Annotated in this window: 9 protein-coding genes; 8 read left to right on the forward strand and 1 reads right to left on the reverse strand. The window is 70.4% G+C overall.

What is annotated here, in order from left to right; genetic code table 11:
- Position 1 precedes the first annotated feature (1 nt).
- The 6 genes from ACI2K4_RS01225 (at position 2) to ACI2K4_RS01250 (ending at position 3,968) form a co-directional block, all read left to right on the forward strand.
- Positions 2-391, forward strand: a complete 390-nt coding sequence (locus ACI2K4_RS01225; protein WP_404507828.1) for a DUF742 domain-containing protein — start codon at positions 2-4, stop codon at positions 389-391.
- Complete coding sequence (locus ACI2K4_RS01230) at positions 372-980, forward strand: GTP-binding protein (protein WP_404507830.1); 609 nt, start codon at positions 372-374, stop codon at positions 978-980. Before ACI2K4_RS01225 ends, ACI2K4_RS01230 begins: the two co-directional genes overlap by 20 nt.
- Positions 981-1,075: 95 nt before the next feature.
- Positions 1,076-1,420: a hypothetical protein gene (locus ACI2K4_RS01235; RefSeq protein WP_404507831.1), complete on the forward strand. Its 345-nt coding sequence runs from the start codon at positions 1,076-1,078 to the stop codon at positions 1,418-1,420.
- A 180-nt stretch (positions 1,421-1,600) separates the two neighbouring features.
- Complete coding sequence (locus ACI2K4_RS01240; RefSeq protein ID WP_404507833.1) at positions 1,601-2,803, forward strand: dienelactone hydrolase family protein; 1,203 nt, start codon at positions 1,601-1,603, stop codon at positions 2,801-2,803.
- Between the two features lie 112 nt (positions 2,804-2,915).
- Complete coding sequence (locus ACI2K4_RS01245) at positions 2,916-3,740, forward strand: PIG-L deacetylase family protein (protein WP_404507835.1); 825 nt, start codon at positions 2,916-2,918, stop codon at positions 3,738-3,740.
- Positions 3,741-3,785: 45 nt separating this feature from the next.
- Positions 3,786-3,968 carry a hypothetical protein gene (locus ACI2K4_RS01250; RefSeq protein ID WP_404507836.1) on the forward strand — a complete coding sequence of 61 codons (183 nt, stop codon included), beginning with the start codon at positions 3,786-3,788 and terminating at the stop codon, positions 3,966-3,968.
- A gap of 71 nt (positions 3,969-4,039) precedes the next feature.
- Here ACI2K4_RS01250 and ACI2K4_RS01255 read toward each other — a convergent pair whose 3' ends face one another.
- Positions 4,040-5,023 (reverse strand): LysR family transcriptional regulator, encoded by a 984-nt coding sequence (locus ACI2K4_RS01255; protein WP_404507837.1) that lies wholly within the window; start codon positions 5,021-5,023, stop codon positions 4,040-4,042.
- Positions 5,024-5,341: 318 nt separating this feature from the next.
- Between ACI2K4_RS01255 and ACI2K4_RS01260 the strand changes: the two genes are divergently transcribed.
- Together ACI2K4_RS01260 and ACI2K4_RS01265 are read left to right on the forward strand one after the other, a co-directional pair.
- Entirely contained in the window at positions 5,342-8,461 is a 3,120-nt protein-coding gene (locus ACI2K4_RS01260) for a DNRLRE domain-containing protein (RefSeq protein WP_404509144.1), read from the forward strand.
- A gap of 92 nt (positions 8,462-8,553) precedes the next feature.
- Positions 8,554-12,018 carry a LamG-like jellyroll fold domain-containing protein gene (locus tag ACI2K4_RS01265; protein ID WP_404509145.1) on the forward strand — a complete coding sequence of 1,155 codons (3,465 nt, stop codon included), beginning with the start codon at positions 8,554-8,556 and terminating at the stop codon, positions 12,016-12,018.
- Positions 12,019-12,125 lie beyond the last annotated feature (107 nt).

Genomic DNA, 12,125 nt, shown 5'->3' on the forward strand with positions numbered 1-12,125 from the left:
CATGACCGCCCCCGAGGCAGCATCCACGGAGGACCAGTGGGTTGACGACCACGCGGGGCCGGTGGTCCGTCCGTACGCGATGACCCGCGGACGGACCAAACCGGTCCGAGGCAGGTTCGACCTGATCTCCCTGGTGCTGGCCACCAGGGCCAGCGCCTCACCGGAGGTCGGTGTCGGACCCGAACATGTCGCCATCGTCGGCCTCTGTCAGCGGGCACTCTCGGTTGCCGAGGTCGCGGCGCACCTGAATCTGCCCCTGGGAACCATCCGCGTCCTGCTCGGCGACCTGCTCGAGCGGCACCTCGTCGAGGTGCGGGAACCCCGGCCGGCGACCGCCCCACCCGATGAAAGCGTATTCGAGGCAGTGATCAATGGACTACGAGCACTCTGACGCCCCGGCCGGCGGTCTTCCGCTGCCGACCGCCATCAAGATCCTGATCGCCGGCGGCTTCGGGGTGGGCAAGACCACCATGGTCGGCGCGGTCAGCGAGAGCCAACCGCTGCGTACCGAGGAGGTCCTCTCCGAGCAGGGCATCGGAATCGACGACCTCTCCGGCGTCGAGGCGAAGAACACCACCACCGTGGCGATGGACTTCGGTCGGATCACCATCAGCGACGATCTGGTGCTCTATCTCTTCGGCACCCCCGGGCAGGACCGGTTCTGGTTCGTCTGGGACGAGCTGACGCTCGGCGCGCTCGGCGCGGTCGTACTCGCCGACACCCGACGGCTGGCCGACTGCTTCCCGGCGATCGACTACTTCGAGCGGCAGGGCACACCGTTCATCGTGGCGGTGAACTGCTTCGAAGGCGCCCGTCAGTACCGGCTCGACGAGGTCAAGCTCGCACTCAACCTCGACCCGGACGTACCGGTGATGCTCTGCGACGCCCGCCGCAAGGAATCCGGCAAGCAGGTCCTGATCGCGCTGCTGGAGAAGGCGATGCAACGCCGCAAGCGGGACCACGCCCCGTCGCCGAACTGACCGGCGGACCGGCGACGCGCCGTTGGCGAAGGAAGGGCCCCTTGTTAACGCTATGCGTTAACAAGGGGCCCTTCCTTCGGGTTTAGGTGCCGGCGGTGGGCACCGCGCTGGCACCGGTTCGGCGGGAGTCGGTTTGGCCGGCGCCGCAGCGGGTAGCCCCCGTGGTCGAGGCGGAGCCGCCACCGGGGGTACCGGCGGCGTGGGAGCGGGAGGGCACCATGGGCGACACCGGAGCGGGGCAGCGGCCGGAGGACGCCGAGCGGGACGCTGTGCCGGTCGACTACCAGGAGACCCGCCCCGTGCCGGAGGACGGCGCCTGGCCCGACGAGATCAAGCCGGACGAGGTCACCGAGGACGACGGTTCGGGTGTCGCCGGCGGCAGTTCGGGCGGCAGCGGTGGCGGCTCCACGATGCCCGGCCACCCGGACGCCACGAGGTGACCGGTACGGCGACCGGCCGTCGACAACAGTGCGTACGCCGGTACGCCGACCCTGCGGCGCCGACCCTGCTCGTGGTCGCCCGGTAGTCCATCAAGGAAAGGGCTTGTCCCAGGGACTTCATGGTTGACCGGGCCGATCGTGGGCGCCTAGCATGACGACACTTCGCAGAGAGGTGTGTCGATGAAGAGGCGTACGTTGGCGTCGTTGCCCGTAGTGGCCCTGGCGCAGGCGCCACTGCCCGCCGCGCCGGTCGAGGCATCGCCGGCACCACACCCGGCCCCGGTCACCGTTCCGGTGCCACCGGTCGAGTCACCCGCCGTTGTCGAGGGCAACCTCCCGGTCTTCTTCGAGCGGCTCAAAGCCGAACTGCGCTACCCCCTCGCCTGGGAGAACTCCCGGATTCGCGATTTCCGCACCTGGCAGCGGGCGGCGGCGGCGAAGGTGGAGGAACTGCTACGGCAGGCACCGGACCACACCCCGTTCCGGCCCGAGATCGTCGACGAGCGACCCGCCGACGGATATCGCCAGCGCAGGCTGCTGTTCAACGTGACCCGCCACAGTCGGGTCCGGGCGAGCATGCTCGTGCCCGACGGGCCCGGCCCGTTCCCCGCCGTACTCCTGCTGCACGACCACGGGTCGAAGTTCGACATCGGCAAGGAGAAACTGGTCCGGCCGTGGTACGACGACACCCGCCTCGCCTCCGCGCGGGACTGGTCGGCCCGGTACTTCGGCGGCCGGTTCGTCGGCGACGAGCTGGCCAGCCGGGGTTACCTGGTGCTCGCCGTCGACGCGTTCGGCTGGGGCGACCGGTCCGGTCTCACCTACGACGCGCAGCAGGCACTGGCCAGCAACCTTTTCCACCTCGGCTCGTCCCTGGCGGGCCTGATGGCCCGCGAGGACGTCCGGGCGGCGGCACTGCTGCACAGCCTGCCGGAGGTCGACCGTGGGCGGATCGCCACGCTCGGCTTCTCCATGGGTGGCTACCGGGCCTGGCAGACCGCCGCCCTCTCGCCGCACGTGTCGGCCCTGGTCTCGGTCTGCTGGATGACCACCCTCAAGGAGATGATGGTGGTCGGCAACAACACCCTGCGCGGGCAGTCCGCGTACCACATGCTGCACCCGGGCCTCTACGACCACCTCGACATCCCGGACGTGGCGAGCATCGCCGCGCCCCGGCCGGCGTTCTTCCTCAACGGCGAAAGTGATCCGCTGTTCACCGCCGCCGGCACCACCGGGGCGTATGCGAAGATGCGCGCGGTCTGGCACGCACAGCGCGCCGACAACCGGCTTCGCACCACGATCTGGCCCGGGGTGGGGCACGTGTTCACGCCCGAGATGCAGGACCACGCGTACGCCTGGTTGGACCGCTGGCTGAAGCGTTGACCTCGGTGAGGCGCTGAGCTCGGTGAGGCGCTGAGCTCGGAGCACCCGTACCGACCGTCCGTCCGGAACTCCGACGGTCCACTCCCTACCCCTGCGCACAGATGGGTTCGCGATGACTGAACTTCCCCGACGGCAGGTCATTGCCGGTGTGGCCGGCATGGCCGCGAGCGGCCTGTTCGGCGCCCCGGCACGGACCGCGGCGTTGCCTCCGGCTCTGTTCGCGGTGGCGCATCCGGACGACGAACTCCTGGCCATGGGAGTCGCGATCGCCGAGCATCTGGCGTTGGCTCAGGACGTGCACGTGCTGTGGCTGTCCCGGGGCACCGCCTCCGGTGCTCGTCACCACATCAACGGCACCACGCTGTCGAGTTGGTGGGGGGTCGCCCACGTGCCGGCCGACGAGGGCTACCAACCCCTCGGTCCGGACGAGTTCGGGGCCGCGCGGATCGCCGAGGGCACAGTCGCCGTACGTTGCCTGGCGGCCGGCACTACCGGCACGCTCACCCTGCACGAGGCGGGCTTGTTGGACGGCGAGATCACCCAGGCCCAGGCACAGGCGGCGATCGTCGCCTGTGCCGACCAGATCGCGCCCGGTGGCCCGGTGCGGCTCAAGACCCACTCGCACGTCGTCGACAACCACCCCGACCATGTCGCGGCCGGTCGCGCCGCCCGCGCGCTCCACGACGGGAACCCGGGCCGGTTCGGTGACCTCAGGCAGTACATCCTGCCGCCGTACTGGTCAGATGCCCGGCTCGACCAGGTCAGCGAATCGTGGGATCTGCCCACCGACGCGGCCATCACGCAGCGGGTCCGCAACGCGAGTCGGGCCTACGGGGCGTGGTCGCCGACGCTCGGCTCGTTCGCGATCGGCTGGCACAGTGTCCCCACCTTCTTTTCCGCGCTCGAAACCAACCCGCGCTGCATGGTGCACACCTAGTCGGAACTCCCGGGCGACGCCGCCATAACGCATTCATTGGCACATATGTGGCTCCGGGACGGCTATCCGGAGAACTTCGTCGACTGGATGTTCGCGATCTGGGCCGAATCGGTCCGTTGTCCCGCTCCGCGCAACGAGGAGTGGGCGGCTGTCGTACCCCGGCTGACCGGCCGACCCGGTCGTACGTTTGCCCGGTGGGCCGCCGACCACGCGGCCGACTTCCGGTAGGTCCACGGTGGAGACGGCGGCCACGCGTCGCCGTCTCCACCCGGCGCACTGCCACGTCTGCCGGTGGATCGTCACCCGCTCGCCGTGGGAACGTACCGGCGGGTGGCGTCGCCGCGCCCGGTGACGGTACGCGCCGCCCGGATCAGGGCGGCGAGCGCGGGCTGGTCGCGGCGGTCGGGCAGCCAGGCCAGGGCGGCCGTGCACACCGGCAGGTCGGTGACGCCGACGTACGCGATGCCGGGGCGGGGGTAGAGCTGGCCGGCAGCGGCGGGCAGGAACGCGATGGCCTGCCCACGGGCGACGGCCAGCAGCATCGCCTCGATGTCCGCGACCGGTGGCCCGAACCGCACCGGTCGGCCGTCCGGTCGGGGGTTGACCGTCCAGTGGTCCCACCAGGCGCGGGCCTGTGGCGGTACGTCCACCACCAGGTGGTCGCGAAGCTGGGCCAGGGTGAGTGGTGCCTGCCGCACCAGCGGGTCGTCGACGGGCAGACAGGCGACGCTCGGCTCCGTCGCCAGGTGAATGCTGCGCAGTACGGGCGGCAGCGGTGGACGCAGGAAGGCGTCGTCGAGCTCCCCACGGGTGAGGGCTTCGACCTGGTCGGCGAAGCCGACCGCGCGGATCTCGACGGTGACCCCGGACTCCTGGGCGGCGAGTTCGGCGAGAATGGCCACGGTGTAGGGCATGGCCGCCTCACCGCCGATGGCGCCGATCCTCAGGTGGCCGTTGGCCTGCCGGGCGAAGGACGCGGCGAGTTCCCGCACCCGGTTCATGGCGGTCAGGAGCTCGCGTGCCTCGGGCACCAGGGCCTGACCCGCGGGGGTGAGGTCGACCCGGCGCGAGGACCGCTCCAACAGGTCGACCCCGAGTCGTTCCTCGAGTGCGCGGATCTGCTGACTGAGCGTCGGCTGGGTCACGAACAGGCGTCGGGCCGCGCGGCCGAAGTGCAGTTCCTCGGCCAGCACCAGGAACAGTCGTAGCTGGTGTCCGCTCGGCTCACGGAGCGCGGGGCGGGCCCGGCGGGGCGGTCGCTGCGCGGCGCCATCGTGCGTCATAGAGGAAAGCCTATTGATTTGCCGCAAGAGGCATTGATCGACCGTCCCATGAACGTTGGTGACTGGGTCAGGATGGGTACGGGCAAGCGATTGCCCGTACGGCCGTGCTCGCGACGAGCGGGGCCGGGGGAACGGGGGGCTCACCGGCGACGGGCTGCCGACCCACGGGGGGTCGACAACCCGTCGTACGCCACGTGATGACTCTTGTGCCCTGCGTACAGAATCCATAGGGTTTGATCGACGTCACGTAGCGACACGGGGGAGGGGCGCGTGGCTGAATCCTGGGCTGCCATTGTCCGTACAGGTCTGATCGCCGGCATGGCCGCGCTCACGGTGGTGGGGACACTCGCCGTGACGGGCGAGCCGGTCACCTATCTCGCCGCTGGTCCGGACGGTGTGACCGGCGGCGTGGAAAACCGCTCCGACGAGGCGGTCTCGTTGCGCAAGGCGCGCGAGACCGGCAAGTCGGTGCAGGTCAAGAGCCTCACGTCGGAGACGACGGAGGTCTGGGCACTGCCCGACGGGCAGGTCCGGGTCGACATCGCCGCGGGTGTGCAGCGATTCCGGCGCGGTGCGGACTGGGTCTCGGTCGACCTGACGCTGCGGACCGCGGCCGACGGTGCGGTCGAGCCGGTGGCACACCCCAACGGGCTCCGGATCTCCGGGGCACGCGGCGCGGGCGACCACGAACTCGCCGCGGTCGGCGTCGGTGACCAGCGGGTCGCGATGGGCTGGGCCGGCGCCCTGCCCACCCCGAAGCTCGACGGCCACCGGGCCACCTACGTCGAGGCACTGCCCGGAGTGGACCTCGTGGTGGAGGCGACCCGCTCCGGCTTCGAGCAGTTCCTGGTGGTCAAGCAGCGCGACGCGGTCGCGCAGGTGGAGAAGGTGCGCTTCCCGTTCACCGGACCGGGGGTCGCGACGGCCGAGCGCGAACCGGACGGTGCGGTCACCCTGACCGACCGGGCCGGTCGGGAGACCGCCCGGATCCCGGCGCCCCTGATGTGGGACGCGAAGAGGACCGTCATCGGTGAGCCGCAGACCCGCGAGCCGGTACGGACGGAACTGGTGAACCGGGCCGACGGCGTGGAGCTGACCCTGCTTCCCGATCCCGCCTGGCTCCGCAGCGACTCCACCGTCTTCCCGGTGACGATCGACCCGACGGTCAACCCGTTGACCACGACGTTCGACACCTACGTGCGGGAGCAGGTGAACACCGACCAGAACCAGGAGCCGGACCTGCAGATCGGTCTGCTGGCGACCACGCCGATGACCCTGGCCAGGTCGTTCATCACCTGGGACACCACGGTGCTGGTCGGCAAGCAGATCACCGCGGCGACGGTGTCGCTGTGGAACTTCTGGTCGGACACCTGCACCGCGACCTCCTGGGAGATCTGGTCGACCGGCACCTCCACGTACAGCACCCGGTTCGGCAGCCAACCGGCCTGGAACCACAAGGAGGCGACCTCGACGGCCACGTACGGGTCGACCGACTGTGCGGACGGCTGGGCGACGATCAACGGCAAGAGCTTCTTCCAACGGGCCGCCGACGAGAGCAAGACCCGGGCGGGCATGGGCATCCGGGCCACCGACGAGACCTCCAGGACCGGCTTCAAGCAGTTCCGGTCCCGCGAGGGTGGCAGCGCGGCGGAGGACCCGAAGGCGTCCATCACCTACAACTCGTGGCCGACCGTCACCGCCCGCGCCACCGTGCCGGCATCCACCTGTACGACCGGCGCCGGCCGTCCCCTGGTCAACTCGCTCACCCCGCAGTTGCGGGCCACCGTCTCCGACGGCGACGCCACCGCCATGTCGGTGAGCTTCGAGTGGTGGGCGCTGAGCGCGAGCGCGCCGATCGGCACCACCACCCTCACCGGTGTCGCGTCGGGGGCCACCGCCGCGGTGACCGTACCGGCGGGGGCCTTTGTCGACGGCGGGACGTACCGATGGCGGGTCAAGGCGGCCGACGGCGTCGCCGGCAGTGACATCTGGTCGTCCTTCTGCGAGATGGTCGTGTACGTCACCGCGCCCCCGGTCGCCGGCTGCACGGCCGGCACGGACAGCGACTTCAACGGCGACGGGGTCTCCGACGTCGCCATCGCCGATCCGGAGGCCACGGTCGACGGGCAGGCCCGGGCCGGTCGGGTCCACGTCAGCTACGGCGGCACCGGCACCGTGCAGACCCTGCACGAGAACAACTCCCAGGTCTCCGGTGGGGCCGAGGCGGGTGACGGCTTCGGTACGTCGATCTCCAGTTACGACGCGAACAACGACGGCTGCACGGATCTCGCGGTCGGTGTGCCCTACGAGGACCTCAACGGCCTGGCCGACGTCGGCGTGGTGTACGTGCTGCTGGGCACCCCGACCGGGCTGGCCGCGGGTCCCGCATCGCTGAACTACCACCAGGACGTGGGGGCCACCCCCGACGCGCTCGAGGCGGAGGACTGGTTCGGCTACTCGATCGCCGGTGGTCGTACCGCCAGCGGGGAGCCGTACCTGCTGATCGGCGTGCCCGGTGAGGACCTCGGCACCGCCGTGGACGCCGGTCTGGTCCACTACCTGCGCGGCACCGTCAACGTCGTCCTCGACCAGGCGGTGACCGGCTCCACCGACAGCAACGAGACCGACGACCGGTTCGGCTACTCGGTCACCGGGTCCACGAACCACCTGGCGGCCGGTCACCCCGGCGAGACAACCGCGAACGGGGCGGTGTTCGCCGGCGCGGTCACCATCTACACCCACGAGCTGGTCTCCGGTCGCCCGAAGTGGGTCAAGGACCAGACCGGCGGCGTGGGCTCGCCCAACGCCCAGTTCGGCAAGTCGGTGTCGATGGCCAGCTACCGGCCCACCGGCGCGCCGGCCGGGCAACCCGACTCGTTCATGGTGGTCGGCGCACCGGGTGACCACGCCGGAGGGCAGGCCGACGCGGGCAAGGTCCACCGCTACCACCTGACCCCGACCGCGGCCAACGGCGTCAACGGGGTCCAGCAGGGCTTGGAAGGGCTGCCCGGCGTCGCCGAGGACGGCGACTACTTCGGCGAGCGGGTGGTCGTCGTCAACACCGCGCCCGGTGAGGTCGCCACCCCGGCGACACTGCTGGTCGCCGTCGCGGCACCCGGCCAGGACCTCGACGGTACGACCGACGCCGGCACGGTGTACGTCTTCGGCGCCGCCGCCAACCCGATCACCAGTTCCGTCCTGCTCCGTCGTGGCGCGAACAGCCTGCCGGGTGGTGCGACCGAGCAGGAACTGTTCGGTCTGGCCCTCGGCGCGACAAAGCAGCACCTCTACCTGGCCAGCCCGTACGGGGACGACTCCGTCCACGCACTGGCCTGGTCCGACCTGGCTGCCGGCAACACCGCACCGGTCGCGCAGTGGCGACCCGGCGTGGGCGGTCTTCCCGCCGACGCGGTCGCGCTCGGCGCGGCGATCACCTGATGAAGAAGATGACGATGCGCAGCTCGACGGGGGAGGAGCGCACAGTGACTGTTGACGTACGGAGGAGGGGCCGGCTCTTCACACTCGGCCTCGTGGTCGGACTCGCCGGCCTCGTGTCCACCATGGCGTACGTGTCGGCGGAGCGGCCGGCGCCGGCCGCCGCCCAGGTAGCCGTGGTCGAGGAGGCGCCGGTCCGGGAGACCGAAGCGGAGGCGTTGGTGGCGGCGGCGTCGCTGAACCAGCCGGTGGAGGTGCTGGCGTACCGCAGCGAGTACCGTGACGTCTTCGCCCAGCCGGACGGCACCCTGGTGGCCAACGACCACGCCCGACCGGTACGGGTCCTCCAGGGCGACACCTGGGCACCGGCCGACGCGACCCTGGTACCTCGGACCGACGGCACCATCGCTCCGACCGCCGCGCTGATCGACGTACGGTTCTCCGGCGGCGGTACCAGCGCGTTGGCCGCGATGGACCGTGACGACCGGAGCATGGCCCTACAGTGGCCCTATCCCTTGCCGACGCCGGTGCTCAACGGCGACCAGGCCATCTACCCGGAGGTCTTCCCGGACGTCGACCTGGTGGTCAACGCGACGATCGAGGGCTTCTCGCACGTCATCGTCCTGAAGACCCCCGAAGCCGCGAATCTGCCGGAGTTGCAGGAGTTGGAGCTCGGTGTCTCAGCCACCGGCCTCACCATCCAGGAGACCGAGGACGGCGGCGTCTCCGCGCTCGACCCGGCCACCAGCAACCCGGTCTTCGAGGCGGACGCCCCGCTGATGTGGGACAGCGGCGAACCGCAGGACGCCAGGGCCGCCGGCGCCGAGCCCGCCGACGACCGCGACCCCACCTGGGGGCCGTCCGACAGCGCGACGGTGGCGCCGATCGACCTCAGTCTCGGCAACGGGACGCTCACGCTCACGCCGGACGCCGCCATGCTCGCCGACCCGAACACCACCTGGCCCGTCTACCTCGACCCGGTCTGGCAGTCCACCAGCAAGAGCTCCTGGGCCATGGTGGACAGCGGCTACCCGAGCGAGGAGTACTGGAAGTTCGACGGCAAGCGGCACGAGCGGGTCGGCCTCTGCCCGGAATCCTGCAACAGCTCCAAGGTCAAGCGGCTGTTCTACACGATCTCCACCCCGTACTCGGGTAAAACGATTCTCAGCGCGGAATTCCGGGTCACCATGCAGCACGCCTGGAACTCCACCGCCCGCGCCGCGTCGCTCTACCTCATGCCGAAGGGCATCAGCGCGTCGACGAACTGGGGCAACCAACCGGGCGGAACCAACTGGGACTCCGGCGCGAACCTGCTGGAGACCAGATCTCCGAGCAGCGTCCAGTCGAGTTGCACCTCGAACAACCAGAACGCGGCCTGGAACGCCAAGGAGGCGGTGCAACTCGCCGCCACCAACAAGTGGAGCTCGGTAACCCTGGGGCTGAAGGCCACCAACGAGACCAACTTCCAGCACAGCAAGCGCTTCTGCGACAACGCCCTGCTGTCGGTCCACTACAACCGCGCCCCGCTGATCCCGAACCAGGCCGACCTGAGCCAGTCCCCGGGCGGCCTCTGCGTCTCCGGCACCCCGCCGTACGTCGACACCCCGCCCCGGCTCTCCGCGGTGCTCCGCGACCCGGACCACTCATCCGCCCACGCCGAGCCGATCAAGGGTGAGTTCCGGGTCACCTGGACACCGACCGGGGGGACCCTGCAAACCCGCAGCTACACGACCGGACTCAAGTCCAGCGGCTCACGGTTCGACTACACCGTCCCCACCGACATACCCCAGAACGTCGTGATCTCCTGGGAGGTACGGGCCAGCGACAACACCACCTGGGGCCCATGGAGTTCCGACGGCACCCGCAACCCGTGCGAGTTCGTGTACGACCGCACCAGCCCCAGCGCTCCCGACGTCGACTCGGCACAGTTCCTGCCGCTGGACGCGGCGGACAACGGCACCCCCGAGGCGCACCAGTGCCTGACCGACGACGAGTGGCGTGGCTCCATCGGCGTCTACAGCAGCTTCACCTTCGACTCTGCCGCCACCGACGTGGTCGAGTACCGGTACGGCTTCAACATCAACCCGTCACCCACCAACGTCCTACGCCCGGCGACCGCCGGCGGGCCGGTCACCGTGCAGTGGCTGCCGGACAAGGAGGGACCGCGATCGGTCAACGTCCAGGCCGTCGACCGGGCCGGACGGTCCAGCAGCATCGCCTCCTGCACCTTCCGGGTGGGCAAGCGACCGCCGACCGCGCAGTGGTCGCTCTCCGAGGTCGCGGGTGACCGCAGCGTGGACGACGCGTTCGGCGGGCACGACGCCACGGTCGGCGACGGGGTGACGCTCGGGGTGCCAGGTCCCGGCGGCGCCTCCGACACGGCCGCCCGACTCGACGGCACCCCGAACGGCTACCTCGCCACCACCGGCAACGTCCTGGTCGACACCGCGCAGAGCTTCGCACTGACCGCCTGGGTGAAGGTCACCGACACGAGCAGGCGGCAGGTCGCGATCAGCCAGGACGGTACGGGTGAGACCGGGTTCAGCCTCGGCGTCGAGAACGGCTCGTGGGTGTTCCGGACCCCGGTCAGCGACGTTGTCTCCCTCGGCGAGTGGAAGGTGACCGTCCCCGGTGCGACCACCGGCTGGACGCACCTGGCCGCGTCCTACGACGGCACCCAGCGGACCATGTCGTTGCAGGTCGGGGACTCCGCCCCGGTCACCGCGAGGCGCGGCTCCGTGACCAAGTCACGGGGCTCGCTGCAACTGGGCCGCCGGGTCACCAAGAGCGGCTACACCGACCACTGGGCCGGGGAGTTGGCCGACGTCTCGGTCTTCGACCGACTGATCCAGTCCGCCGAGGTCACCGGGCTGCGCAAGACCGCTCCCCGGCGGGTCGCGTACTGGCAGTTGAACACCGAAGCGGGCCGGGTCAGCCCCGAGTACGCCGGCGGCATCGGCCTGTCGCTCGGCACCGGAACGTCCCTGTTCCGTCATCCGGTGACAGCGGTGCTCGGTGGCGGCCACCTCGCACTCAACGGCCAGCCGACCGCGTACGCCGGCACCACGGCCAACGCCGACACGGCGGGAAGCTTCACCATCGCCGCCCGTGCCCGGCTGAACAGCAGTTGTGTCGGCGCTCCGATGACGGCTCTGTCGCTCAAGGGCACGCACAACAGCGCGGTGGTCGTCCGGTGCAACACCGAGGGCCGGTGGGAGCTGGCGGTGCGGGACGGCGACGCGGTGGCCACCGAGCCGACCGTTCGCGACACCGGGGTGGCACCGAAGACCACCGGTAAGGGCGATCACCTGGCCGTGGTCTACAACGGCTACACCCGGGAGATCCTGCTCTACCTCAACGGCCAGGTGATCGACGCGATCGACCTGATCACCCCGTTCCAGGCCACCGGTGGGTTGCAACTCGGTCGAGCCTTCGTCGATGACGCCTACCGGGAGAACCTCTCCGGCGCGATCGACGACGTCCGCATCTACGACGGAGTCGCCGACCAGACGCTGATCCAGCGGATCAACCTCTCCACCAAGGAACAACCGAGCCTCTGAACCACCTCTCCACCAAGGAACAACCGGGCCTCTGAACCACCCCGTCGTCGGGCCGCCGAATCCTCGGCGGCCCCACGGCCCCTGCCCAAACTCCTTGCCCCTCCCTG

The sequence above is a fragment of the Micromonospora sp. NPDC050397 genome (genome assembly GCF_044901685.1).
In the GTDB taxonomy this organism is placed as follows: domain Bacteria; phylum Actinomycetota; class Actinomycetes; order Mycobacteriales; family Micromonosporaceae; genus Micromonospora_G.

Bases quoted from the DNA above. Each gene is read 5' to 3' on its own strand.
- ACI2K4_RS01260 (WP_404509144.1), top strand. From the start codon at position 5,342: ATGGCCGCGCTCACGGTGGTGGGGACACTCGCCGTGACGGGCGAGCCG.
- ACI2K4_RS01250 (WP_404507836.1), top strand. From the start codon at position 3,786: ATGTGGCTCCGGGACGGCTATCCGGAGAACTTCGTCGACTGGATGTTC.
- ACI2K4_RS01225 (WP_404507828.1), top strand. From the start codon at position 2: ATGACCGCCCCCGAGGCAGCATCCACGGAGGACCAGTGGGTTGACGAC.
- ACI2K4_RS01230 (WP_404507830.1), top strand. From the start codon at position 372: ATGGACTACGAGCACTCTGACGCCCCGGCCGGCGGTCTTCCGCTGCCG.
- ACI2K4_RS01245 (WP_404507835.1), top strand. From the start codon at position 2,916: ATGACTGAACTTCCCCGACGGCAGGTCATTGCCGGTGTGGCCGGCATG.
- ACI2K4_RS01240 (WP_404507833.1), top strand. From the start codon at position 1,601: ATGAAGAGGCGTACGTTGGCGTCGTTGCCCGTAGTGGCCCTGGCGCAG.
- ACI2K4_RS01255 (WP_404507837.1), bottom strand. From the start codon at position 5,023: ATGACGCACGATGGCGCCGCGCAGCGACCGCCCCGCCGGGCCCGCCCC.